Source organism: Asticcacaulis sp. P2_C5, assembly GCF_056404555.1.
This window is the reverse complement of sequence record NZ_JBFUDU010000001.1, coordinates 89,773-114,421: the sequence shown is the minus strand read 5'-3', so window position 1 is coordinate 114,421 and position 24,649 is coordinate 89,773. Positions and strand designations below refer to the sequence as shown.

The 24,649-nt window shown below is 62.2% G+C and carries 20 protein-coding genes; 5 read left to right on the top strand and 15 right to left on the bottom strand.

What is annotated here, in order from left to right:
* The first annotated feature begins 64 nt into the window (after window positions 1-64).
* Entirely contained in the window at window positions 65-994 is a 930-nt protein-coding gene (locus AC1DXO_RS00415; RefSeq protein ID WP_476976099.1) for a DUF2608 domain-containing protein, read from the top strand.
* Here the strand turns inward: AC1DXO_RS00415 and xdhC are convergent.
* From xdhC to AC1DXO_RS00340, 15 genes are all read right to left on the bottom strand, one after another.
* Window positions 953-1,876 carry a xanthine dehydrogenase accessory protein XdhC gene (gene xdhC, locus AC1DXO_RS00410; protein WP_476976098.1) on the bottom strand — a complete coding sequence of 308 codons (924 nt, stop codon included), beginning with the start codon at window positions 1,874-1,876 and terminating at the stop codon, window positions 953-955. The genes AC1DXO_RS00415 and xdhC overlap by 42 nt on opposite strands.
* Window positions 1,873-4,134 (bottom strand): xanthine dehydrogenase molybdopterin binding subunit, encoded by a 2,262-nt coding sequence (gene xdhB / locus AC1DXO_RS00405; protein ID WP_476976097.1) that lies wholly within the window; start codon window positions 4,132-4,134, stop codon window positions 1,873-1,875. The genes xdhC and xdhB overlap by 4 nt, the downstream gene beginning before the upstream one ends.
* Before the next feature lie 314 nt (window positions 4,135-4,448).
* On the bottom strand, window positions 4,449-5,939 hold the full coding sequence (gene xdhA / locus AC1DXO_RS00400; RefSeq protein WP_476976096.1) for a xanthine dehydrogenase small subunit: 1,491 nt from the start codon (window positions 5,937-5,939) through the stop codon (window positions 4,449-4,451).
* The gene (locus tag AC1DXO_RS00395; RefSeq protein ID WP_476976095.1) at window positions 5,936-6,952 is read right to left on the bottom strand and encodes a LacI family DNA-binding transcriptional regulator; all 1,017 of its coding nucleotides are present in this window, start codon (window positions 6,950-6,952) and stop codon (window positions 5,936-5,938) included. The genes xdhA and AC1DXO_RS00395 overlap by 4 nt, the downstream gene beginning before the upstream one ends.
* Window positions 6,952-7,278, bottom strand: coding sequence for a hydroxyisourate hydrolase (gene uraH, locus AC1DXO_RS00390; RefSeq protein WP_476976094.1), 327 nt, complete (start codon window positions 7,276-7,278; stop codon window positions 6,952-6,954). The genes AC1DXO_RS00395 and uraH overlap by 1 nt, the downstream gene beginning before the upstream one ends.
* Complete coding sequence (locus AC1DXO_RS00385) at window positions 7,275-8,660, bottom strand: NAD(P)-binding domain-containing protein (RefSeq protein ID WP_476976093.1); 1,386 nt, start codon at window positions 8,658-8,660, stop codon at window positions 7,275-7,277. Before AC1DXO_RS00385 ends, uraH begins: the two co-directional genes overlap by 4 nt.
* A complete protein-coding gene (gene uraD, locus AC1DXO_RS00380) occupies window positions 8,657-9,175 on the bottom strand; it encodes a 2-oxo-4-hydroxy-4-carboxy-5-ureidoimidazoline decarboxylase (RefSeq protein ID WP_476976092.1) in 519 nt (172 codons plus the stop codon). The genes AC1DXO_RS00385 and uraD overlap by 4 nt, the downstream gene beginning before the upstream one ends.
* Window positions 9,165-10,061 (bottom strand): allantoinase PuuE, encoded by an 897-nt coding sequence (gene puuE, locus AC1DXO_RS00375; protein ID WP_476976091.1) that lies wholly within the window; start codon window positions 10,059-10,061, stop codon window positions 9,165-9,167. Before puuE ends, uraD begins: the two co-directional genes overlap by 11 nt.
* A 226-nt stretch (window positions 10,062-10,287) precedes the next feature.
* Complete coding sequence (locus tag AC1DXO_RS00370; RefSeq protein WP_476976090.1) at window positions 10,288-11,505, bottom strand: pyridoxal-phosphate-dependent aminotransferase family protein; 1,218 nt, start codon at window positions 11,503-11,505, stop codon at window positions 10,288-10,290.
* Entirely contained in the window at window positions 11,498-12,724 is a 1,227-nt protein-coding gene (locus tag AC1DXO_RS00365; protein ID WP_476976089.1) for an allantoate amidohydrolase, read from the bottom strand. Before AC1DXO_RS00365 ends, AC1DXO_RS00370 begins: the two co-directional genes overlap by 8 nt.
* Window positions 12,718-14,280, bottom strand: a complete 1,563-nt coding sequence (locus AC1DXO_RS00360; protein ID WP_476976088.1) for a gamma-glutamyltransferase family protein — start codon at window positions 14,278-14,280, stop codon at window positions 12,718-12,720. The genes AC1DXO_RS00365 and AC1DXO_RS00360 overlap by 7 nt, the downstream gene beginning before the upstream one ends.
* Complete coding sequence (locus AC1DXO_RS00355) at window positions 14,280-15,470, bottom strand: AtzE family amidohydrolase (protein WP_476976087.1); 1,191 nt, start codon at window positions 15,468-15,470, stop codon at window positions 14,280-14,282. The genes AC1DXO_RS00360 and AC1DXO_RS00355 overlap by 1 nt, the downstream gene beginning before the upstream one ends.
* A complete protein-coding gene (locus tag AC1DXO_RS00350) occupies window positions 15,467-15,625 on the bottom strand; it encodes a DUF4089 domain-containing protein (protein ID WP_476976086.1) in 159 nt (52 codons plus the stop codon). The genes AC1DXO_RS00355 and AC1DXO_RS00350 overlap by 4 nt, the downstream gene beginning before the upstream one ends.
* Window positions 15,626-15,666: 41 nt before the next feature.
* Window positions 15,667-16,848, bottom strand: coding sequence for an aminotransferase (locus AC1DXO_RS00345; protein ID WP_476976085.1), 1,182 nt, complete (start codon window positions 16,846-16,848; stop codon window positions 15,667-15,669).
* A 43-nt stretch (window positions 16,849-16,891) separates the two neighbouring features.
* Window positions 16,892-17,938 carry an ABC transporter substrate-binding protein gene (locus AC1DXO_RS00340; protein WP_476976084.1) on the bottom strand — a complete coding sequence of 349 codons (1,047 nt, stop codon included), beginning with the start codon at window positions 17,936-17,938 and terminating at the stop codon, window positions 16,892-16,894.
* Between the two features lie 238 nt (window positions 17,939-18,176).
* Between AC1DXO_RS00340 and AC1DXO_RS00335 the strand changes: the two genes are divergently transcribed.
* The 4 genes from AC1DXO_RS00335 to AC1DXO_RS00320 all read left to right on the top strand — a co-directional run bounded on the left by AC1DXO_RS00335 (window position 18,177) and on the right by AC1DXO_RS00320 (window position 24,605).
* Entirely contained in the window at window positions 18,177-18,722 is a 546-nt protein-coding gene (locus AC1DXO_RS00335; RefSeq protein ID WP_476976083.1) for a hypothetical protein, read from the top strand.
* 1,179 nt (window positions 18,723-19,901) lie between these two features.
* A complete protein-coding gene (locus tag AC1DXO_RS00330; RefSeq protein ID WP_476976082.1) occupies window positions 19,902-20,477 on the top strand; it encodes an RNA polymerase sigma factor in 576 nt (191 codons plus the stop codon).
* Window positions 20,452-21,438: a FecR family protein gene (locus AC1DXO_RS00325; RefSeq protein WP_476976081.1), complete on the top strand. Its 987-nt coding sequence runs from the start codon at window positions 20,452-20,454 to the stop codon at window positions 21,436-21,438. The genes AC1DXO_RS00330 and AC1DXO_RS00325 overlap by 26 nt, the downstream gene beginning before the upstream one ends.
* A gap of 104 nt (window positions 21,439-21,542) precedes the next feature.
* On the top strand, window positions 21,543-24,605 hold the full coding sequence (locus AC1DXO_RS00320; RefSeq protein WP_476976080.1) for a TonB-dependent receptor: 3,063 nt from the start codon (window positions 21,543-21,545) through the stop codon (window positions 24,603-24,605).
* Window positions 24,606-24,649: the final 44 nt, after the last annotated feature.

Genomic DNA, 24,649 nt, shown 5'->3' with positions numbered 1-24,649 from the left:
TTTCACAAAATACTTCATTTTTGCCGCCCGTCTGCTAATCTGATCCGCCGTGTACGGACAAACCATGCCGATCCACAAATTCCTTGCCCTTTGTCTTGGCCTGATCGCGGCGCTGGCAGCCGTACCTGCCGACGCCAAAAAGCCGCGTATCCATCGCCATCCTGTGCCGGCCTATATCTCCGTCACCGACCTGACCGACCCGGTCCAGGCAGCGATCAAGGCCAGGGCGCAGGGTCGCAATGTCATTGTGGTCTTCGATATCGACAACACGCTTCTGACCATGCCTCAGGACCTGGGCGGCGACGCCTGGTTCAACTGGCAAAAATCGCTGGAAACGCCCGGCACGCCTGAGGGCGATGCAGCCTTTGCCGAACTGATCCGCAACAACAGCCTGTTCCTGCAAACCTCGCGCATGGTACCAACCCAGCCCGACGCGCCGGCCCTGATTACCCGGCTGCAGGCAGCGCATATCCCGGTCTATGCCTTAAGCGCCCGCAGCTCCGATGTGCGCGGTCCGACCGAAGCGGCGCTTCGTGCTTCCGGCATCGATCTGCACAACGCGCCGGAATGCGGACCGCCGCTGTGCACGCGCCGCGGCGCCCTGGGCGACGGGCAGATCCGCCATGCCGCCCGGATGATCGGCTTGAGGCTGCCCGACAAACCCTACGCCAATATCACGGTATCCGACGGCGTGATGATGGTGACTGGCCAGGACAAGGGCGTCATGCTGAACCTGTTGTTGCGCAGCCTGAAGGGTGGGCTGTACAGCGACGTCTTTTTCGTCGACGACACCTTCCGCAATATCGAAAATGTCCAAAAGGCCGCGCCCTATATCGCCGCCTGGGTCCATCCCTATAGCTACGAACGCTATTGGCCGGACGCCAAGGCTTTCATGAGCGATACCGAACGCCAGGCCAAAGCCCAGGCCGACTTCACGGCCGTCCAGACGTCCCTATGCGCTGCCGTCCGCGCCACCATCTGCCCGCTGCAATAGAAGCTGCGCCACGACCGATACGGCAATGATTTCCGGCGCTTTTCCAGAAATTCCGGCGATGCCGATCGGGCAGGTCAGGCGTTGCAGGACATCGTCATCGAAACCGTCCTTGCGCAGGCGGTTGAGAAAGCGGACGCGCTTGGTGGCCGAGCCGATCAGGCCGATAAAACTCGCTTCGCCAGACAAGGCCGCGGCCGTCAACCGGTAGTCCAGGGCGTGATCATGGGTCATGATCAGGACCAGACCGCTTGCGTTTTGCGCGATGTCGGACAGGTTTTGCGGCGTGGTTTGGGGCGAATATTCCGGTCTTTCATCGTACCAGTGCAGATCGAACGGCAGTCCCGACATTAGCCGCGCAATCGCCTGGCCGACGTGACCGGCGCCGAACAGAGTCAACTGCGTCACAGGCGCACCGACGGCCTCGATCAGTCGATCGCCGGCCATCGGTTGCGGTCCTTTCGCGGCGAGGGCTGCCGGCATCTCTGACACCAGATGGCGCTCGACATGGCCGTCATACAGCCGCGTTTCCAAAGCGAAGGCCGGACGAATCTCGACCTCGCGTAACCAGTCACTATGGTCAGGGTCCAGCCGCTCGACCATCACCCGCACGCGACCGCCGCAGCACTGGCCCAACAGAGGCCCCAACGGATAGTCCTGGATTCGCCATGCCCCCGGCGGATGATCGAGCGCGGCGCGGGCCTGTTTGACGGCCAGAAATTCGAGATGGCCGCCGCCGATCGTCCCCAGGCAAGCATCTGCCGTCACCACCATGCGCGTTCCGGCTTCGCGCGGCGCCGAGCCTTCGACGGCCAGCAGGCTGATCAAGGCACAGGCCTGGCCCTGGTCCAGCACACGGCGCGCATGTCCGGCCCATTCCGTCATGAGCTTTTCACCAGGGCGGCCAGGATCCGCTCGGGCGTTGCCGGCGCATCGAGCTGAACGTTACCTATGGCGTGGCCCAATGCGCTCAGGATCGACAGGGCCAGCATAAAGGGCGGCTCACCCACGGCCTTGGAGCGGTGGATGGTCGGCTCGCGGTTCTCACCGGCCTGCCACAGGGCGATATTCATGACCTCGGGGCGGTCGGAGGCGCAGGGAATCTTGTAGGTCGACGGCGCGTGGGTCAGCAGCTTTCCCTTGGCGTCAAACACCAGTTCCTCGGTGATCAGCCAGCCCAGGCCCTGGACATAGGCGCCTTCTACCTGGCCGAGATCGATGGCCGGATTGATCGAGCGGCCAGCGTCGTGGAGGATATCGGCGCGCAGCACGCGGCTTTCGCCGGTCAGGGTATCGATCACCACCTCCGATACTGCGGCGCCATAGGCGAAATAGAGGAAGGGCCGGCCCTTGTGAGATGCGCGATCGTAGTGGATTTTCGGCGTCGCGTAGTAGCCGGTCGAGGACAGCGAAATCCGTCCGAGATGCGCCATGCGGCAGACCTGGCCGAAATCGAGCGTCACTTCACCCAGCGTGACCTTGCCGTCGCGAAACATCACGTCCTCGGCACGGCCGCCGTGCTTGCCGGCAAGAAACCCGGCCAGCCGCCCACGCAGGGTCTGGGCCGCGTTCCACGCCGCCATGCCGTTGAGATCGGTGCCCGAAGACGCCGCCGTCGCCGAAGTATTGGGCACCTTGTCCGTCCGCGTGGCGGTAATCCGCACCACGTCGAGCGCCACGCCGAAGACGTCAGCGACGATCTGGGCGATCTTGGTGTTCAGCCCCTGCCCCATCTCGGTGCCGCCGTGATTGAGGTGGACCGATCCGTCCGCATACAGATGGATCAGCGCGCCGGCCTGGTTGAGGTGGGTGGTGGTGAAGCTGATGCCGAACTTGACCGGCGTCAGGGCAATGCCGCGCTTGAGATACGGATTGCCGGCATTGAAGGCCTCGATCGCGGTCCGGCGCGCCGCATAGTTGGAAGTTTGCGCCAGTTCGTCGATCAACTGGTTGGCAATGAAGTCCTCGACCTTCATGTCGTAGGGTGTGACGTCACGGCCCGGTCCGTACAGATTGAGGCGGCGAACGTCGAGCGGATCCAGCCCCAGATGATGCGCCACCGCATCCATTACGCGCTCGATGGCCAGCATGCCCTGCGGTCCGCCAAAGCCGCGAAAGGCCGTATTAGACACAGTATGGGTCTTGTAGCGGTGGGAGACGATCTCGACGGCGGGCAGGAAATAGCAGTTGTCGGCGTGGAACATGGCCCGGTCGTTAATCGCCAGGGAGAGGTCGGCCGAACAGCCGCAACGCGACGCCAGCTCCAGCCGCAGGGCGGTGATCCGTCCCTCATCATCGAAGCCGACATCGTAATCCGCCGTAAAGTCATGGCGCTTGCCGGTCATTACCATGTCGTCGTCGCGATCGGCGCGGAACTTGGCAGGACGACCGGTCTTGTCGGCAACCAGGGCGGCGGCGGCGGCAAACAGGGCGGCCTGGGTCTCCTTGCCGCCGAAGCCGCCCCCCATGCGCCGGATCTCGACCGTGATATCGGCGCTCATCCGCTTCAGCATATGGGCGACCAGGTGCTGGATCTCGCTGGGGTGCTGGGTCGAGCTCAGGATATGCATCGTCCCGCCCTCGCCGGGCGTTGCGATGGCGATCTGGCCTTCGAGATAGAAATGGTCCTGGCCGCCCATCTCGACTGAGCCGGACAGGCGGTTTTGTGCTTCCGCCAAACTTGCAACGGCATCGCCGCGCCGCATCATCTGGGCCAGTTCAAGAATGGAATTGGCCGCCTTGGCTTCGGCAATGGTCAGTATGGCCGGCAGGACCTCGTAATCGATCTTTCCCAATTTTGCAGCCACGCGTGCCGCCTTGACCGAGGTGGCGGCGACCAGAAACACTGGCTGACCAACGAATACCACCTCGTCCGCGGCCAGCAGCCGGTCGTCGCCGAAGACCGGCGCGACATTGTTGTCGCCCGGGATATCGGCCGCCGTATAGACCGCCACCACGCCCGGCGCGGCACGTACGGCGTCCAGGTCTATCGACAGGATTCGCGCGTGGGCGTGCGGGCTTTGACCGAACGCCAGGTGCAGGAGGTTGCGCGGTTCCGGCGCATCATCCGTGTACAGCGCCGTCCCCGACACATGTCGCCAGGCGCTGTCGTGCGGCAGGGATTGGTGGACGGCGTTAGGCATGATTCACCTGCCAGTCACATGAGGCCGTTCGCGCATCGTAGTGACGGCACGTCTTCGGCTGTGGAATTTTTGGCCACGAAAAGCACGAAAAAACGAAAAGCACGAACGAGAGTGTGTTGATCATGAAGCGCCCGAAGGGCAATCGATCAGGATGGCGACATGCTGGTATTAAGGCGCTTCGCGCGAGTCTAACCGTAACTCCCGTTCGTGCTTTTCGTTTTTTCGTGCTTTTCGTGGCCAAAAATTCCACAGCCGAAGACGTGCCGTCACCGCGTTGCACGAACCCTTCTACTCGCTCCTGGTTATTGCAAAGATCACTCATGCTCGACCTCGATCGGGCGGACATCGAGCACGGCACGCGGGCGGCGCCACATGTCGCGGACCAGATTAGCGGCGACCGTCAGGCGATAGTCTGCCGACCCACGAACATCGCTCAGCGGCTGGAAATCGACAGCCACAGCCCGCGCCGCCGCTTCGAAGGCAGGATCGTCGAACGGCTGGCTGGTCAGGGCGGCCTCGACGGCCAAGGCGCGCTTCGGTGTTCCGGCCATCCCACCAAAGGCAATTCGGGCAGACACGATGACATCATCCTCTATCGTCAGGTTGAACGCCGCGCAGACAACGGAGATATCACTGTCGAAGCGCTTGGACTGCTTGACAATGCGAACGAAATTATCTGTATACGGAACATATAGACTCTCAACGAATTCGCCAGGTTGCCGGTCCTGCTGGCCATAGGCGATGAAATAGTCTTCGAGCGGGATAACACGACGATCGGAACCACGGCGCAGGGTCAAGGTGGCGCCCAGGGCGATCAGGGCCGGCGGCATATCCCCGATCGGCGAACCATTGGCGATATTGCCACCGATCGTGCCGGAATTGCGCACCTGGACCGCGCCGATCCGCCGGACCAGTTCGCCGAGGTCCTTATTCAGATCGCCCAAGGCATCGTGAGCATCGCTGTAACGGACGGCGGCACCAAGGGTCAGGCCTTCGTCTGTCTCGGTGATCTGAGCGAGTTCAGCGATGTCGCCGATATAGACGATATCATCCAGCTGGCGATGTTGCTTGGTGACCCACAGGCCGACATCGGTGGCACCGGCAATGATGCGGGCATCGGGGCGTTCGACCAGGATTTGAGCGAGTTGATCAGCGGTTTGCGGTGTCGTCCAGCGTCTGCCATCTACGCTTAAGTCCAGAGGCTCACCGCCCAGTTCGCCTAACCATGCTACGATCGCGCTGTCATCGGTTTCGACCGGAGGATTGGCTTCGGCCGCGGCGAGGATCGGGCCGTAGCCCGTGCAGCGGCACAGATTGCCGGCCAGCACGTCCTTGGGTGCAACGCCGCAGGTTCCGGTAGCACCGATGCTGCGGCCATACAGCGACATAACGATACCCGGCGTGCAAAAGCCGCATTGCGAACTGTGGCAGTCGACCATCGCCGCCTGCACCGGATGATCACCGCCGAGACTTTCAACAGTCTTCAACACCTTGCCGTCCAGCATCGGCATAAACAGGATACAGGCATTCACCGCCCGCCATTTTATGCGCTCAGGCGCCGCGCGGGCTCCTCGCAACGGCTCGGGCGGGCGGTCGCCCTCGCCAAACGCTGCCGCGTTTGGAGTATACTCGCTGTCCAGCTCGCCGACCACGACCGTGCAGGCGCCGCAATCGCCCTCGGCACAGCCCTCCTTGGTACCGGTACGGCCGGCGGTATAGCGCAGCCAGTCGAGCACGGTCGTCGTCGGATCGATTTCGTCGATCTCGACCACCTGGTCATCGAGCAGAAAACGGATCGGTCTCATGCGATCTTCACCATGCGCGGTGACGCCGTCGAAGCGCGACGGATCAGATGGGTGGCAAAGGCGGGCGGCGCGCTACCCTCGCGCCCATCGATATGGCGCATAAGCGTATCGACCGCCTCCTGGGCCATGTCGTCGATCGGCATTTCGATCGTTGTCAGGGGAACGGCCGTCATCTGGGCCCACGGCATGTCGCCGAATCCGATCACGGACAGATCCTCCGGCACGCGCAAACCCAGCGACAAAGCATAGCGGATAACCCCCAGCGCGATCAGGTCGGTACCGGCAAACACGGCCGTCGCCTTGCCGCCGGCAATCGCCTTGGTGACCTGCGGGTCGAGGTCCATCGAAAAGGCATTGCTGACGCTGAAAACAAGATTAGCCTGGGTCTTGATGGTGGCGGATGCGCCGGCGATGCGTTGCTTCTGGCTGGTGATATCCAGCGGCCCGGCGACCACACCGATCTTGCGATGGCCAAGCCCGATCAGATGTTCGGCCGCCAGTTGCCCGCCACGGACATAATCGGCCTGGACCGACTCCAACCCCCGAATGCTGCGGTCGATCAGCACGGTTGGCACCAACCGAGTCTGGGCCTCGACCGTATTGACGTCGCGGATGGGAAACCAGACGATGCCATCGACACCGCGGTCGATCATCCGCTTGAAGGCTTCGCGTTCGAGGTTTTCCGATTCCTCCGTGTCCGTCACAAAGACGCAATAGCCGGCCAGACGCGCCGCCCGCATCACCGACTGGGCCAGGTGGGTGAAGAAGGGGTTGGTGAAGTCGGGCACGACCAGGCCGATGGCGCCGGTCTTGCCGGTCCGCACCGCCCGGGCGCTGAGGTTGCGGCGGTAGCCCAGACCTTCCGCCACCTTCAGGATATGGGCGCGGACGACGTCGCCCAGGGAGCCGGTGCCGTTGATGGCATAGGAGGCGCTGGCCAGGGAGACGTCGGCGGCCTTCGCCACCTCCTTCAAGGTCACCCGTTTGGCCGATTTTAGCGCCAGGTCGTCCATCAGCTGCCCCGATAGGTCGAATAGGCGAAGGGCGAGACGAGCAGCGGCACGTGGTAATGACCCTCTGCCATGCCGAAATCTATGTTCACGACGTCGAGAAACGGAGGATCAGCCAGGGCCACACCTTTACCGCGGAAATAGGCGGCAACCGCGAATTCGAGACGGTAGGCGCCCTTATGCAGCACCAGATCCTTCAGCGACGGACAGCGACCATCTTCGTCCGTTACACCGTCGAAGATGCCTAAGGCGCCGGAATAGAGGCGTATCCGCACACCCGACGCCGGGCGGCCATGCATGGTGTCGAGCACATGTGTGGACAGGCTCATTCTTGCGTCCATTCGCTCGTGAATTCCGGCTCGTCATAGGCATAATAGGCATCGAGCAAGGCCGCGCGGTCGTCGCGAAACAGGTCGTCGGCAATGCCTGCGGTCAGCTTGGGCAGGGCGTATTTCAGCCCCGACAGGGCCGAGGCCGACAGGCCGCAACTGATCAGGGCCGAGTAGTTGAAGGCATAGATGCCACGCACCGTATCGGCGTCATCCGGCGTGCGCCCGGTCAGGGCAAAGCCCGGTGTGAGATAGGGATGGACGTCAATCAGAGGATTGGCAATGTCGTCAGGCGCGCGATAGACATCGCCCCAGCGTTGGATGCCATCGGCGACCAGGCGCAGTTCCGGACGCAGGCCCGGGTCGGTGACCAGGCCGGTCGAGACGATCAGGAAGTCGAAACTGTGCCGCCCTTGCGGTGTGGTGATTACTGCACCGTCGCCGTCCTGTTCCACCGCCAGCCACGGCGCACCGAGATGAAGCTGAAATCCTGGCTGGGCGGCAGCGCGGGCAAAGGTGTCATTGGTCGGCGGCTGGTTGCGCGCGAAAAACGATGCCATGACGGCGTATTTATCGCCGTCGTCCAACGCCGGAAAGCGCGCGATCAGACCGGCCGCTTCCATATGGCGGATCGGATTGACCGTCGGCAGGTTCTTGCGGCGGACAAAGACGTGGGCCTCAGACACGCCCTCGACCAGGGCATGGTGGGCATTGTCAAAGGCCGAGGCGCCGCCACCGAGAACCGCGATGCGTTTGCCGCGCAGGCGGTCGAAGTCGATGTCCTGCGAGGTATGGGCGTAGAGATGCGTCGGCAGGGCATCGGCGACCAGGGGCGGGACATGCCATTCCCCACCGCCCTGGATGCCGGTGGCCAGCACGACCTTGCGCGCCAGAATCTCGCCGCCCGTGGTATGGAGTTTGTACAGGCCGTCCGCCGGTTCGATTAGGGTCAGGCGCGTATCGTTGCGTACCGGCAGATCCAGCACCTCGCGGTACCAGCGCAGATAGGCCATCCAGTCGCCGCGCGGAATCTTGTCGACCGCAGTCCAGGCCGCCTCTCCATGTTGCGCCTCCCAGAAGGCGCGGAAGGTCAGGGACGCCATGCCGTATTCCAGGGCGGTCATATGTTTGGGCGTACGCAGGGTGACCATGCGGGCATAGGTTTCCCACGGTCCTTCGCCCCCGGCCGGATTCTCATCGATGACCAGGATGTTGGAGACGCGCTCACGCAACAGGCCGAAAGCCGTCCCCAGTCCCGACTGCCCGCCACCGACAATGACCACGTCGTAGACGCTGTCACGTGGGGACACCCAACTTGCCCCGCCGTAGTTCAGGCAGGCCAGGTCGTGCTTCACGCGGGTATTGAGATCGGCCAGGCTCATGACGAAACCTCGTCTCGCAGACGCAGATTGACGATCTTGCCGACCTCCATCAGTGCGTTTGCCAGTTCAGACGTGTCAGAATTGTCGAGGCGTTCCTGCATGGCCCTGAGAATGCCGGCCTTGCCACCGGCCCGGCGAACGCAAATGATAAAGGGAAACCCGAAACGTGTCTCATAGGCGTTGTTCAGCTCATGGAAGCGCGCATACTCCTCAGGCGTCAGCTGATCGAGACCTGCGGAAGCCTGTTCTGCCGCCGACTCCTTCGTCAAGCCTTCCGCCATCGCCGCCTTGTCGGCCAGTTTCGGGTGGGCGCGTAAAATTGTAAACTGATCGCTACATGCGGCATCGTCGAATATTGTAATCAGAGCAACGAACATGTCGTCGATGCTTGCGAACGGACGAAATTGCGCCGCCATTTCAACGATCCACGGACTGTGTTCGAACAGGAAGCCAAAGCGTTTTACAAAGGCTTCCTCCGACAGCGCATTGATCTGGGCGATGATGTCATCGCGCATAGGGATGAACCTTCAGCCAGTGACAGGCGATGTCGATGCGTTTGGCGATCCACACCCTGTCGTGCTTCTGCACATGGTCAAGAAAGCGCGCCACGGCGGCAGCGCGGGCGGGCTTGCCGGCTACGCGGCCATGCAGGCCGATCGACATCATCCGGCCGCCCTCCAGATACAGCTGATCGAAAGTGTCGCGCAGATAGCGGAAGAAGGTCTCGCCGTCGTCGAAGCCGTTGACCGCGACGAACTTCATATCGTTGACGTCCAGCGTATAGGGCACGATCAGCTGCGGCGTGCCGTAGCGCGTATCGTAATAGGGCAGGTCGTCGGCATAGGAATCGGCGTCATAGACAAAGCCGCCCTCTTCGACGACCAGTCGCGCCGTATTGGGCGAGGTCCGGCCCTGGTACCAGCCCAGCGGCCGCGTGCCCGTCACCTGACGGTGCAGATCGATGGCTTCGGCGATATGGTGGCGCTCGATCTCTTCCGGGATATGCTGGTAGTCGATCCAGCGCAGGCCGTGGCTGGCTATCTCCCATTCGGCGGCCAACATGGCTTCAACGGCTTGAGGGTTACGGGCCAGGGCCATGGCGACACCGTAGACGGTGACGGGAGCCTGGCGTTCGGTGAACAGGCGATGCAGGCGCCAGAAGCCGGCCCGCGATCCGTATTCGTACAGGCTTTCCATGGCCATGGCGCGCATGCCGGTTTGGCTTTGGGCGCCGACCATTTCGGACAGGAAGGCTTCGGAGCCAGGATCACCGTGCAGGATAGAGTTTTCACCGCCTTCTTCGTAGTTGACGACGAACTGGACGGCGATGCGGGCGCCATTAGGCCAGCGCGGATCGGGTGGAGTAGCGCCATAGCCGATCATGTCGCGGGGATAGGTCATGGGTGACTCTCCATGCCAGGGGCGTCTACCTTCACTTCTTCCCTCGTGAGGGGAGAAGGTGGCGCGAAGCGCCGGATGAGGGGCAACTTAAGGTGCCAAGAACTCCGCAGGCTGAGAGATTGTGCCTTCGGTAGAATGCCCCTCACCCGGCGCTTCGCGCCACCCTCTCCCCGTAAAGTGACGGGAAGAGGCGGAATTGAGCAGGGATGTTTATGGGACAGCGTCTTCATCCGTACACCTCCAATGCCGCGTCGACGCCGGATTTTGCCGGAAAACCCTCCGCACGCAGACAGGCCTCCAAGGCCCCGAGTGTAATCAGCACCTTGTGCTTGCGGGCATTGTAGCCCATGGCGCCGATGCGCCAAATCTTGCCCTGCAATGGCCCGAACGCCGTACCGATCTCGATTTCGAAATCTTCGCGCATGCGGCGACGCACGGCCTCGCCGTCGATGCCGTCGGGGATAAGGATGCCCGTCACATTGGTCATGCGACAGGCGTCATTACCGAACACGGTCAAACCGATAGCGCGGGCACCGGCGACCATGGCTCGACCGGCCAGGGCATGGCGTTCAAACCGCGCCACCAGGCCTTCCTGCAACACGATGCGGGCGCATTCACGGGCGCCATACAGCATGGTGGTCGCTTCGGTATGGTGGTTCAGCCGTTTGTCCGACCAGTAGTCCATGATCATGGCGAGGTCGAAATAGTTCGAGCCGATGCGCGCCCGGTTGCCGTCTGTGGCGTCCAGGTTGCGGATACCGGCTTCAGTATGGCGGCGTGAAAAGATGAAAGCGGCGGCGCGATCGGAAATGGTGATCGGCGCCGAGCCCGACGGCCCGCCCATGCATTTTTGCAGGCCGGCGGTGACGATATCGGCCCCCCAGGCATCGGTCGCCACCGACATGCCGCCCAGAGTCGCCGTTGCGTCGACATAGGACAGCGCGTCGATCTCGCGGCACAGATCGCCCAGGCCGTCCAGCGGCTGGGCCATGGTGGTCGAGGTGTCGCCATGGATAGCGGCAATGACGTGCGGGCGATAACGGCGGCCGGCTTCGGCAATGCGTTCAAACGGCACCACCTGACCCCATTCGGCATCGAGGGTTTCATAATCCGCACCCAGACGTTCACAGATTTCAGTCAGCAACAGGCCGAACCGCCCCGAACGCACGATCAGCACCCGGGCGCCGGGCTCGATCAGCGACACCAGGGCGGCTTCGATACCGGCGCGGGCTGTGCCGTCGATCAGGAAGGTCCAGCGGTTCTGCGTCTCGAACACACCGCGATACAGCGCCATGGTTTCGTTCATCAGGCCGGTCATTTCAGGATCGAACTGGCCCAGCAGATCGGCCGACATGGCGCGCAACACGCGGGGATGGGCGTTGACCGGTCCGGGCCCCATCAGCAGCCTTTGCGGCGGATCGATTTCGCCAAACACATCAATCATAGTCGGCTTCCAGCAGGTCGATAAAGGACAACAGCGCCGCCAGAGCCGCTTCGCAGTCGGCCGCCGTCACGCTTTCCAGCGGATTGTGGCTGATGCCGTCCTTACAACGGATGAACAACATGACGGCCGGGACGATTTTGGCGAACACCATGGCGTCGTGGCCGGCGCCAGACACCAGTCGCCGTGCCGGTTGGCCGGTCGCAATCACCGCCTGGTCCAGCAGATCCATCAGATGCGGATTACACGGGCTGGCCGGCAGGTCGTGGATCTGTTTTATCTCGATGGCGATACCCCGACCAAAGGCAATATCGCTGATCGCCTGGCGGATTTCTGCGGCGGCCTTGTCGCGGACAGGTTCCGTGCCGGCCCTGACATCGATGGTGAAGACAACATGGCCGGGCACGACATTGGGTGCGCCCGGACCGACCGTCATCCGGCCGACGGTGGATACCAAGTCATCCGGGCCGGCGCGAGCGATGCGCTCGATGGCCAGGATCATTTCGGCGGCCGCCGTCAGGGCGTCCTTGCGCAGCGCCATCGAATTGGTGCCGGCATGTCCGGCGACGCCACGGACTGTGACCTCGAAACGCAGTTGAGCGGCGATCGCGGTGACGGTGCCGAGCGCCAGTTTCTCCGCTTCGAGCACGGGCCCCTGTTCGATATGGGCTTCGATATAGGCGACGAAATCCTTGGGATCGCGACGGGCATCCAGAAAGGTTGCCGCGTCGCGATCGATGGTTTTCAGGGCTTCGGACAGGGTCGTTCCGTCGCGGTCAGACACCTCCAGATCAGCAGCATCCAGCCGACCGGCGACGGCGCGCGAGGTCAGCATGGCCGATGGAAAACGCGAGCCCTCCTCATCGCCGAAGGCATAGATTTCGATGGCAAAGGGAAGTTTCCGTCCGCCCAGTGCGGCCACGGCCTCGATGCCCAACATGACGCCCAAGGGTCCGTCATAACGCCCGCCATCGCGTACCGAGTCGATATGAGAGGCGATCAGCAGGGACTTAGGCGCCTCGCCATAGCGGCCAACCAGATTACCGGCGGCATCGATCCGCGTCGTCATGCCGGCTTCTTGCATCCAGGCGGCAACTTGATCCAGGGCAGCGATATGACCGCGGCCGAGGTAGGGCCGATACAGAAAGTCCGGGCTGTCGCTGAAGACGCCGCCACCGAGCGCGTCGCAGCGCTCCATCGCACGGGCACCAGAACTTACCATGCCGCCACACTCCCGTCGGATCTGGGGTCAGTTGCGCCTTCAAGGCGACCGTCGGGATGGCGGACAAGGGCGCCGGCGTGGCCCATCATCGAGGTGAAGGAATCGACTCTTTCGACATTGTGACCACTGAGAGTCAAGGCAATACCCAGCCCGCGGTCGAAACGATTTTCCAGTTTGAGATTGACGCTGGCCTCACCCCACGTCTTGCCCAGCAGCCAGCGCGGCGCGGTAATCGCCTGCTGTAGCGGCACACCCATCCGATAGCGGCTGAAGATAGCGGCCTGGGTCTGAGGCTGGCCCTCGCCGCCCATGGTGCCATAGGCCATGACCCGGCCATCATCGAACATAGCCATGGCCGGATTGAGGGTGTGGAACGGCTTGCGGCCGGGTTCCAGGGCGCGCGGTCCCTTGTCGGTCAAGGTAAAGCTGGCGCCACGATTCTGCCAGATGATGCCGGTCTGCGGCAGGACCAGGCCCGAGCCAAACTCGAAATAGGTGCTCTGGATGGCGCTGACCGCCCGCCCCTCGCCGTCGATGACGCTGAACCACACCGTATCGCCATCGGCCGGCACATGTGGCCACGGCAAGGCCTCTTCGCCAATCCGGGCGGCCAATTGGTCGAGATGGGCCGTATCATCCAGCAAGGCCTGTGCCTCGACCGACAGGAAATCCGGATCGCCGATATGACGGTCGCGCAGGATAAAAGCCTGTTTGGTCGCCTCGACCAGATTGTGGATAAGGACAAGATCGTCCGTAGACGGAACATTAAGCCTGTCGAACAGCGCCAGGATCAACAGCGAGGCCAGGCCTTGCGTCGGCGGGGCGGTGTTGTACAGCCGCACATCGCGGAGACGTGTGGTCAGGGGCGTGGTGCGGCTGACCCGATGGACGCCCAGGTCAGCGGCCGAGACCGGTGATCCCGCGGCGGCCAAATCGGCGGCGATATCACGCGCCAGGCTGCCGTCGTAAAAGCTGTCCAGCCCTTCGGCGGCCAGGCGGCGCAGGGTGCGCGCCAGGGCCGGTTGCGTAAGGCGGTCACCCGTTTGCAGGGGCTTGCCGCCCGCCCGATAGACCGTGCCATAGCCATATTGCTCGCACAGTTCGGCGTCCTTGGCGGCGGCGATATCCGCCCCTCCTTTCGTCACCGCAACACCGTGTTCGGCATAGTGGATGGCGGATTCGAGCAGTTGCGTCAGCGGCATTTCGCTGTCTTCCAGCACAGCCTGCCACGCGGAAATCGTCCCGGCGACCGTATTGGCCGCCAGCGGACCACGCCAGGGAATGGCGTCATAACCTTTGTACAAACTAAGATCGGCCGTGGCCGCCGCCCCGCCGCAGCCATGGATAGCGCGCACCTTGTCGCCTTCGCGGATCAGCCAGAAACTGTCACCGCCGATCGAATTCATATGCGGATAGACGACGGCCAGGGTCGCGGCTACAGCGATGGCGGCCTCCATGGCGGTGCCACCGGCCTTCAGGATATCGAGCCCGGCCTGGCTGGCCAGATAATGCGGCGCGGTCACCATGCCGCGGTACGAAGACGGCGTATTGAGCATCAGGCGAGCACCTCGACCGGCGCGGTAAAGCCGACAATCCCATCTGCCTCCAGCTTAGCCAACAGCTCGAACAGCAAGCCCTCGCGGCCGGGCGCTGTGGCGAATTGGAGGCCGATGGGCAACTTGTCGGTCTTCAGCGGGGCAGCGATAACCGGGATGCCGGCCAGGCTGAGCGGCTGGGCGAGTATGCCGAGATTGGCGCGGGCCGAGACCGTTTCACCATTGAAGACGATGGTGCCTTCATCGATGCGAGGGGCTGAAACCGGCGTTGCCGCACAGATCAGGACATCGAATCTTGCCAGCGCTTCGGCGACGATATCACGCCACACCGCGCCAAAATCCAGCGCCCTTTGATAGATGGCCGACGGCAGCATGGCGCCTGCAATCAGGCGGTCGCGCACGGCCGGGTCATAGTCCATGGCGCGGTTTTTCAACGTGTCGAGATGCAGGGCGCCACCTTGCGCCGCAGTGATCAGGAAGGCGGCCGAACGCGCGGCCTCAGCCTGGGGCAGGTTGAGGATTTCGGCATTGAGATGAGCGCCGACGGTCGCGACAGCTTCGCGGGCCTCGGCGCCGGCATTGCGGGTGAAAAAGCCGTCCAGCACGGCGATGCGTCCAGCCGATTCGGACTTTACAGTGCGGCCGGCCATGACCTCATAGACGCGCTTGAGATCGCGGATCGAACGGGCAAACGGACCGACCGTATCCAGGGCATGGACGAACGGGAAGACGCCGTCCATCGGCAGGTCGTCCATGGCGGGGCGCAGGCCATAGACACCGCACAAACTGGCCGGAACACGGATCGAACCATTGGTGTCGGAACCCAGGCTGAAATCGGCCAAGCCGGCGGCGACCGCGGCGGCCGATCCGCCTGACGACCCGCCGGCCAGGCGTGCCAAGTCATGCGGGTTGCGGGTGGTGCCGAAATGCGCATTCACCGTGGCAAAGCCGTAGGCATATTCGTCCATATTGGCCGTGCCAATCAGAGCCGCGCCGGCCTTTTTCAGACGGGCAATGACCTCGGCATCATGCGCAGCCGGCGCTGAATCGAGGCGCATCTTCGCCCCGGCCGTGGTCGGCAAGCCCTGGATATCGAACAGATCTTTTGCAACAAAGGTCATGCCGGCCAGCGGCCCTTCATGGACTTTCGGCGTCAGGGTCCGCGTCAAGGCATTATAGCGGTCGATCACGCTTCGTCCCCGGCCAAGAGATGATCGTCGAGGATACGGGCGTGCCTGGCCAGGAGTTCCAGATTGGCGACGACACCCTCGCGGCAGACCTCGGGCAGGTCGAGAGCCAGCAATTTTGCTGTTTCATCTAACCAGTCGCCGGGCTGTTCCGTCATGGCCTCAAATCCTTTGTCAGGAGGAGGTTAAACGTTTCAGTTCAGTTTGCAAGTGCGAAGTGCGCCTCGCGCGCCTGTGCCAGGGCGTCTATGCCTTTTTGCAGGCTTTCAGGCGACTTGGCAAAGCACAGGCGCAGGACGGGCAGGTCGCGGACCTGCCGGTCTGGGCCGCTCTCACAGAAGGCCTGCAACGGAATGGTCGCCAGGCCGTGATGGTTGAGCAGATGGAAGGCGAAATCGAGGCCCGGCGTGGTGATGCCCGAGGCTTCAAGATCGATATTGATGAAGTAGGTGCCCTGGGCCGGCAGCACGACGAAGCCGTGATCGGTCAGGCTCTTGCTCAAAACATCACGCGACGTCCGAAACGCGTCAAGCGCCTGCTCGAAACGTTGGCGTGGCAGGTCGAGGCCATAGGCAACACCGTGCTGCAGAGCCGGCGGGGTCGAAAAGGTGATAAACTGATGCGCGCGAGCGACCTGGTCGACCAGTTCGGAGGGCCCACAGACAAAGCCGACCTTCCAGCCGGTCAGGGAGAAAATCTTGCCCGCCGAGCCGATCTTCAGACTGCGTTGGGCCAGGCCGGGCAAATGCAGCACGCTGAGGTGCGAGTCCTCGAACACCAGCTGTTCCCAAACCTCGTCGGCAACGACGAAGGCGTCGAACTTCTGGGCATAGTGCTCGATCAACAGCAGTTCGGCGCGCGACAGGGCGTGGGTCGTCGGATTGTTCGGCGTGGTCAGCAGGACCAGCTTGGTGCGGGCATTGAAGGCGTCGTGCAGATCAGCCTGGGTCAGGCGCCAATGCGGCGGCGACAGCTGCACAATGCGGGGAACCCCGCCGGCGCTGCGGATCAGCGGGACATAGGCGTCGTACATCGGCTCGAAGACGATGACCTCGTCGCCCGGCGAAATCAGGGCCAGTATGGCGGCGCAGATGGCTTCGGTGGCGCCAGACGTGATCAGGACCTGCTTGTCGGGATCAAGCTCGATGTCTTGATAGGTCTGGTAGAATCGCGACACGGCGGCGCGCAGGGTGGCCAGACCGCGCATCGGGGCATATTGGTTGGATTGGTGCATCAGCGCGTCGGCGGCCGCCTGGCGGACGTCGGGGAAGCCGTCGGATTCGGGAAAACCCTGGCCGAGATTGACCGCGCCCAGGCGACGTGCCTCGCCGGACATGATCTCGAAAATGGAGGTTTTCAGGTCGCGAAAAACCGGATTCATGGGCCGCTTCTAGCACAGAATTAGGTCATTTTGAGGCGTTTTTTTACGCGTTCTCGGGTGACGTCTGGCGCGCCTTGGCCAGGACTTCCGGACGGAGGAAGACACCGGCGTCATAGGTCTCGGGCAGCAGGTGGCGGCCTTTGAGCCATGACGCCAGACTGTCGAGATTGGCAATCTTCGCCGCGTCGAGATCGAGCCGGGCGCCGTCGGCGATCAGGCCGTCATAGGCCGTTTCGGCATCGGACGGTTCGACCTTGCCTTCGAGCGCCACCTGGCGCAGCGCCTCCTTCGGGAAGTCGCGCGCCCAATTGGCGGCGTCGAGCAGATTGGCCAGGACGCGGGCAACCAGGTCGTCGCGGGCATCGAGCAGGGTGCCGTCGACCGTGACAGCGCGTTGTTCGACCAGGCCCGACAGGCGCGGATGGTCGCGGATCTCGGTCGCACTGAAGCGGTGGACGATCTTGAGATGGGCATTGCGCGCCAGTTCGATGCCCTTGGCGCCGTATAACAGGGCGACGTCGGTCTGGCCGGCCAGCAGGGCCTCGACTTCGCGGCGGGCGATGTCGCCGAACGGCACCGACGGATGATCGGCGATGACCGGCGCCCATTCGATATCGCGTTGCGGGACACCGGCCAGGCTGAGGATCGATTCCCAGGCACGCAGGGATCGCACCTGGGCCGGGGAAAAGGCGCCGGCCTCCTTGGGGATCGACAGACGGCGGCCGGACAGGTCACGCAGGCGTTCGATCGGCTGGGAAGGACGCGTGACGACCGCGACACAGTGGAAGGTCTGGCCCAAAGCCAGCAGGCGCGACTGGCCATGCAGGCCGTGCGACCACAGGGCGGTGGCGGCGTCGGCTTCGCGGAACAGGTTGGGCAGGGTGTGGTCGAGATGACCCTGGCGCACGGCCGCCGTCGAGTTTTCACGCACCGAGACGATATAGACATTCTCACGCAGGAATTCGCGTTGCAGCACACCGCGGTTGGCGATCAGGCCCAGGGCAGTCAAGGTCGGGCAGCGGGCATACCACACGCTTTGCGGGGTGGACGGCTGTTTGACGGGCGGCAACTGAGGGCGCGAAATCGGCATGGCATAGGTCCCATAGGGGTCGGGATTAAAACCATAGTGAATTGGTGTAGATTTGAAAGGGAGATATTCTGGCGATTGGGAATAGGAGAGATAAAGTGCGGCCCGGCGGCGAATTTTTTACAAGGCCAGCGATGAAGCGCAGGCGTACATTTTGAGCCAATGCCTGTCTAGTCTTCGCCCACCCCGTTTACGGGGAGGGTGGCGCGAAGCGCCGGGCGGGGCGCTTAGCGAGGTGCAAATGAAAACAGCAGGCATGCTATTCGGCGCGATCCTGGCTCTGGCCACACCGGCCCAGGCGCAAGTGACCCCGGACGGCCAGCACGATTTTGACGGCCTGGTCGGTTCGTGGAACATCCACCTGAAAAAGCTCCTTCACCCGTTGAGCGGTTCAAACGAATGGATCGAATTCGACGGCACGGTGGTTTGCCAGCAGATATGGGACGGTCACGCCGAGGTCGAAGAGTTCAAGGTCGACAGCGCGGCACAGAATATCCACATCCATGGCGTTGCCGTCCGCCTCTATAATCCACAGTCGCACGAGTGGAGCATCTATTGGGCCAATGAGAAGAATGGCACCATGGACCCCGCACCTCAGGTCGGGCATTTCAGCGACGGCCATGGCGAGTTCTACAGCAATGACACCCTGGACGGCCGCCCCACCATCATCCGCTTTGCCTGGACGCTGGTCGGCACCGAACGGCCGCATTTCGAGCAGGCCTTTTCCGCTGACGGCGGCAAGACGTGGGAAGTCAACTGGGTGACGGACCAGACGCGGGTGCGTTAGGACGTACTGGTTCAGACAGGCGGCTTAATGCTAACTAAAGTGACTCTGACACTTTTTTCTCGCTTTCGAAGGGCGCGTTCCAGGTTTGACACCGCCAAGCTTCAATACCGCGACGGGATGATCTCCGCGCCACCGCCCTTATGCGGCCTCGGCCTATAGCCCTCAGCCGCATTTGGGACCCGGTCTGTGCATTCTACTGAGCAGCTATGGATCAGCAGCGGCGTCAAATCTGTACCCACCCACAAGGTCGTCCAAAACAGATGTGGTTGATGCGCTCCGAACGGCTGATCGCACACGCTACATGTCTGCGGGGTCAAGGACGGTTGCGGCGCGTGAAGCCTTGGAAACGGCATGCGAGTATTTCGGTTTCCATACATCGCTCGAGTGCTCATTCGGGTTGAACGCAAATTTTGACACCGTGTCACTTCATAGGGCAACCAGTGCAGTGAATAGGACGTGTAGATATCCAGGTTTTCGAGATTCGACATGTAGCCGATCTCGGGCGGGACCCGTCTCAAATGGCTGCCGTAAAGTCGTAATTCCCTAACCTGCGTCAACTCCCTGATTGTATCCGGCAAAGTGATAACATTAGCCCAATCCGAAGGTGCCATCATAGCCGATGGCTCGAAAACCTCGGATTTCGAGGCAATACCGACTTCCACGCAGCGTAAAATTTCCCTCCATCCAGCAACGTCCACATCCTGATATTGGCTATGGAAATCAGGCATACCGGCTTTTCCATGCTTCGTTCGACGGCCTACGCAACCGCAGTGTCCGGTGCGCACGGTACGTTTTATCGCTGCTAAAGTGACCGGATCGATAGATAGTAACGGCAGGTCTTGCGTTGATAACAGCACAGGGTCTGGTTGACGGGCTGGTGGCATCGCGGGACGATATCCAAATAAGCGAGACAGAAATTCAATTATCGACATAATCAGCCCCCATTTTGGTCGTCAGCAGCCAACATACATCTTATTTGTCGCCTGTAAGGTAAGCAAGAATCCAGCTTCACCAGATCCCCCGAACTGAAGTTAGTAGCTCCGGTTTGCTCGTCCGGGATCGCCCCACCCAGGGGCGCCACACGCTCAGAAATATTCCCCGCCCCTCATCGAAATAATATTCCTGAACTTATTTTACGGAAAGCCCAATCCCAGGCATCTTAATAGCAGGAGGGCATTTATGGATTCGGCGCCACGCCACGTCATACAGTGGGTGGGATCACAGATCCTGCCCCACGAAGCCGACGTGCGCGCCTGGCTTAAGCGGACGCGTATGGGCAATGAAGACATCGAGGATATCATCCAGGGGGCCTATTGCCGCATGGCGGAACTGGTCAGTGTCGACCATATCCAGTCGCCGCGCGCGTATTTCTTTACCGTCGCCAAGAACATCGCCCTGATGCGACTGCGCCGCGCCCGCATCGTGCGGATCGAAAGCGTCGACGAGATCGACCGGCTGGACATCGAAAGCGATGCGCCATCGCCCGAACAGGTGACGGCGGCACGGTCGGAACTGGCGCGGGTGCGCCGGCTGATCGAAACCCTGCCGGCGCGCTGTCGCAAGATTTTTGAAATGCGCAAGATCCAGGGACTGCCCCAAAAAGAAATCGCCCGGGCCATGGGCGTAAGTGAAACCATTGTTGAGAACGAGTCCGCCAAGGGACTGAGGCTGATCATGCGGGCCATCGCCACCGAGGACCGCCACGTTCAACCGCACAAGGAGTCAAGTCGTGACGCCGACACCCGTCGAAACTAGCGAAGAGATCGAGGTCGCGGCCAGCGTCTGGGCTGTCAAGGATCGCCCCCTGGCGCCCGAAGACGAACAGAGGCTGCGCGAATGGCTGGCCGGCGATCCGCGGCGGCGCGGGGCGCTTTTGCGCGCCCAGGCAACGTGGGATAGCCTGTCACGCGCCAGGGCGCTGGGTCCGGTCACGGCATGGCAGGCCAGGGATGATCGGCGTGAAAGGGATGTCCGGCGCGAAGACGTAACGCGCCGCCGTATGCTGATCGGGACGGGCGTCGGCGGAGGGGTTCTCGCGGCCGGACTGGGTGCGGCCGCCATCAGCCTGCATTGGGACGAAGCCACCACCCGGATGGGCGAAATCCGCCGCTTGCCGATGAGCGACGGATCGATCGCAGCGATCAATACCGAGAGCCGCATCAAGATCGACATGACGGACCACCAGCGCAAGATCGACCTGGTCCGGGGCGAGGTATGGTTCAAGGTCGCCAAAAACAAGCAGCGACCGTTTATCGTGACGGCGGGTATTGCGCGGGTTCAGGCCGTGGGGACGGCGTTTTCGGTCAATCGTCGTGATGGCGGTGCCGAGGTGCTGGTCACCGAGGGTACAGTCAAGGCGTGGCTGGACGGGAGCGATCAGCCGGCGGTGTGGCTGAATGCCGGCGACCGCACCTTTATCGGACCGAAACGGCAGGTCAGCGTCGATCATGCCCCTGAAGCGATCGACAGCGCCCTGGCCTGGCGCGAGGGCCAAATCGTGTTGGACGGCAAGAGCATCGCCCAGGTCGCCGACGAATATAACCGCTATAACCGGCTGAAGATCATCATTCGCGATCCGGCATTGGGCGGCGAGCGGCTGCTGGGCCGTTTCAGCACGGACGATCCCGACGGATTTTCAGGCGCGGTCGGCCAGGCCTTCGGGGCGGAAATTACCCGTACCGACAAGGCAATCTACATAGATATGAAAAAAAAGTGACGCTGGCGATACGGAACCCATAGGCCTGCACATCGTTCTAATAGAGGGTCGTTGTGTCCTCACATAAGGCGCCACAAGGCGCCACATAACACAGGAGGAAACCGATGACGAACTCGCGCATGCGCATGTTCAATGGCCCCTTGCTGCTGGCAGGAACCACCCTGCTGATGGTATCAGCCTTCCCCGTCCAGGCCCAGGCCTTGACCCAAGACAAGTCGTTCAACATTCCGGCTCAATCGGCCCAGCAAGGCATTCCGCAGTTTGCCGAACAGGCCGATATTCAGCTTCTGGTGCCTGAGCGCCTGGCCAAGGGCCAGACCACCTCGGCGGTACGCGGCACCATGCCGGTCCGCGAAGGCCTCAATCGCCTGTTGGCCGGCACAAATTTGACACCGGTTACCCAACCCAACGGCGTCATCATCCTGGCGCTGGCCACACCCAATCCGCAGGCTTCGAGCACCAGCTACCCCATGGCGGGCGGTGTTGCCCGGACGGCCAGCCTGGTCATGGCCGATCCGGCATCACCGCAGGCCGATGTCGCACCGGCCGCAGCCGCTCCGCCCAGCGAACCCGTCACCGTCGTCGTGAAGGGCATTCGTAATTCGCTGAACAAGGCGCGCGATATCAAGCGCAAGGCGGCCAATTCGGTCGAAAGTATCGTTGCCGAAGACATCGGCAAGATGCCCGACCTGAACCTGGCGGAATCCATCCAGCGCGTGCCGGGCGTGGCCATGTCGCGCGAAGGTGGGGAAGGCCGCAACATCACGCTGCGTGGCTTTGGACCCGATTTTACGCGCACCACGTTGAACGGCATGGAGGTTCCGGCGAGCAGCGACGGGCTGGATACCGGAGGCGTCACCCTGAACGCCGGACGCGCCTTCGATTTTCACCTGTTCGCGTCGGAACTGTTCAACCGCGTCGATATCGAAAAGACGCAAAAGGCCTCGACCGAGGAAGGCGGCATAGCCGGTACGGTCGACCTGTATTCGGCCCGGCCGTTCGATTTCCGCGACGACTTCACGCTGTCGGCGTCGGCCCAGGATGCCTATAATTCGCTGACCGGCAAGAACGATCCGCGGGTCGCCTTCCTGGTCAGCAAGAAGTTCGCCGACGGCAAGCTGGGCGTCCTGTTTTCGGCCGCCGTGTCCAATCGGACGGTCTACCAGGAAGGCTATTCCAGCGTCCGCTGGACATCTCCGCACGCTAATGGCGACAGCTGGGCCGACAGCAATCCGACGGTGACGGGTACGCCGTCGACCGCCTGTGGCGCCGCCGATCCACTGGATTGCCTGTGGGCGCCACGTTTGCCCCGCGCCGATTTCTTCGGCAATGACCAGAAGCGCGCCGGACTGACAGGGTCTTTGCAGTACAAGCCAAACGAAGACGTGCTGATCACGCTGGACGCGCTGCATTCCGACCTGACCAATGACCGGTTCAGCTATAACTCGATGGAATGGCTGCTGACCCACGGCACGGCGGGCAATTTTACCGGCCAGACGCCGGTGTCGTTTACGGTTGGTCCCGACGGCAAACAGCTGATCGCGGCCAGCTTCAACGACGTGACGTCATGGTATGAAAGCCGCCACCAGAAATCCAAGTCGTCGTTCAACCAGGTCGTACTGTCGGGCAAGTTCAGGATTTCGGATCAGCTGAGCCTGGACGCGATGGCCGGCACGGCGACGGACGACGCGGACCGGACCGAACTGCGGTTCTATTACCGTTCGGTCCCGCACTTCTATGCCTACGACTACAGGAACAACCCGTATGTGCCGGAGGTCAGCTTCGGCGGCTACGATCCGAACAAGGCCAGCAACTACGTCAATGCGCTGACCGCGGCCAACCGGATCAACAACGTCACCAAGGAGAACTTCTCGTCGAAGTTCGACGCCAACTACAGGACCGAATCGTTCTCGATCCAGGCGGGGCTGAACTACAACAATCGCACCGTCCAGTATTCGGAAGGCTATGGCGCCAGCCCAAGCTTCGACCCTTCGTCCTACACCCGGGCCTTCCCGATTTCCAATTTCGGCGATGGACTGGATGACGCAACACTGCTGCCGTTCCGTGTCGCCGATTTCGACGCCATTGCGAAGGCCGGAATTATCGCACCCGGCTATACCGGCAACGCCGGCGCCGGCTGGAAGGTGGGCGAGCAGACCATGGGCGGCTATGTCGAAATGAATGCTGAATATTCAATCGGCGACATGCGGCTGCGGACCAATACCGGCCTGCGTTACGTCAAGACGAACGTCACATCCGAAGCCCTGATCGCGGGCACGGCGGTGAAAGACAAGGTGTCGTACCAGAACTATCTGCCGTCGATCAATCTGGCCCTGGACGTGCGCAGCGATGTCGTGCTGCGGGCCTCATACGGCCGCAGCATGACGCGGCCCGGCCTGAGCACGCTGAATATCGCCGGACCGGTTTTCGGCTATACAACGCGGACCGTCGGCAATGTCGGCAACCCGGCCCTGAAGCCTTACGAATCCAACGACCTCGACTTCGCCGTCGAATGGTATTTCGGCAAGGAAGGCCTGCTGTCGCTGGGCGTGTTCAACAAGGACATCGTCCGGTCGCTGAAGACGGACGTGGTCACCAAGATGATCGACCCGTCGTTCTGGGCCGCCATCTATGCTGATCCGCAATATGACGTGTCGTACAATGCCGACCCGGCGAAGGTGCCCTACACCTTCACGATTCCGGTAAACAACGACGACGGCAACAGCGTCAAGGGCTTCGAGCTGACCTATAACCAGCCCTTCACCTTCCTGCCCGGTCCGTTCGCCAACCTGGGCATCGCGTCGAACTACACCCATGTATCGGCCGAGGATTCGACGGGCCTGTCGCCGAACTCGTACAATGTGACGGTCTATTACGACGCCAAGTCCTATGGCGCCCGGATATCGGTCAACAAGCGCGACGACTATCTGCTGAGCGAACCCGGTGGCAACGGGCATGTCCAGGAGCGCAAATACGGTCCGACCCATGTCGACTTTGCCTCCTATTACGACATCAACGAACACCTGACCCTGACCTTCGAAGGCATCAATATCACCGACGAGGTCGAACGGATCTATGGCACAGGCGATACAGGTGACATGGACCTGACGCGCGAATACACCCATACCGGCTCGCAATGGCTGGTCGGGGCGCGGTTCCGCTACTAGAGGCGGAGGGTACAAACGGGCCGCCGGTCTCAGGAAGACCGGCG

Coding starts and splice junctions, on each gene's coding strand:
- AC1DXO_RS00320 (WP_476976080.1), top strand. CDS start 21,543: ATGACGAACTCGCGCATGCGCATGTTCAATGGCCCCTTGCTGCTGGCA.
- AC1DXO_RS00335 (WP_476976083.1), top strand. CDS start 18,177: ATGAAAACAGCAGGCATGCTATTCGGCGCGATCCTGGCTCTGGCCACA.
- AC1DXO_RS00395 (WP_476976095.1), bottom strand. CDS start 6,952: ATGGACGACCTGGCGCTAAAATCGGCCAAACGGGTGACCTTGAAGGAG.
- AC1DXO_RS00350 (WP_476976086.1), bottom strand. CDS start 15,625: ATGACGGAACAGCCCGGCGACTGGTTAGATGAAACAGCAAAATTGCTG.
- puuE (WP_476976091.1), bottom strand. CDS start 10,061: ATGACCTATCCCCGCGACATGATCGGCTATGGCGCTACTCCACCCGAT.
- xdhC (WP_476976098.1), bottom strand. CDS start 1,876: ATGACGGAATGGGCCGGACATGCGCGCCGTGTGCTGGACCAGGGCCAG.
- AC1DXO_RS00345 (WP_476976085.1), bottom strand. CDS start 16,848: ATGAATCCGGTTTTTCGCGACCTGAAAACCTCCATTTTCGAGATCATG.
- AC1DXO_RS00415 (WP_476976099.1), top strand. CDS start 65: ATGCCGATCCACAAATTCCTTGCCCTTTGTCTTGGCCTGATCGCGGCG.
- uraD (WP_476976092.1), bottom strand. CDS start 9,175: ATGCGCGATGACATCATCGCCCAGATCAATGCGCTGTCGGAGGAAGCC.
- uraH (WP_476976094.1), bottom strand. CDS start 7,278: ATGAGCCTGTCCACACATGTGCTCGACACCATGCATGGCCGCCCGGCG.
- AC1DXO_RS00340 (WP_476976084.1), bottom strand. CDS start 17,938: ATGCCGATTTCGCGCCCTCAGTTGCCGCCCGTCAAACAGCCGTCCACC.
- xdhB (WP_476976097.1), bottom strand. CDS start 4,134: ATGCCTAACGCCGTCCACCAATCCCTGCCGCACGACAGCGCCTGGCGA.
- AC1DXO_RS00370 (WP_476976090.1), bottom strand. CDS start 11,505: ATGATTGATGTGTTTGGCGAAATCGATCCGCCGCAAAGGCTGCTGATG.
- xdhA (WP_476976096.1), bottom strand. CDS start 5,939: ATGAGACCGATCCGTTTTCTGCTCGATGACCAGGTGGTCGAGATCGAC.
- AC1DXO_RS00360 (WP_476976088.1), bottom strand. CDS start 14,280: ATGCTCAATACGCCGTCTTCGTACCGCGGCATGGTGACCGCGCCGCAT.
- AC1DXO_RS00385 (WP_476976093.1), bottom strand. CDS start 8,660: ATGAGCCTGGCCGATCTCAATACCCGCGTGAAGCACGACCTGGCCTGC.
- AC1DXO_RS00330 (WP_476976082.1), top strand. CDS start 19,902: ATGGATTCGGCGCCACGCCACGTCATACAGTGGGTGGGATCACAGATC.
- AC1DXO_RS00365 (WP_476976089.1), bottom strand. CDS start 12,724: ATGGTAAGTTCTGGTGCCCGTGCGATGGAGCGCTGCGACGCGCTCGGT.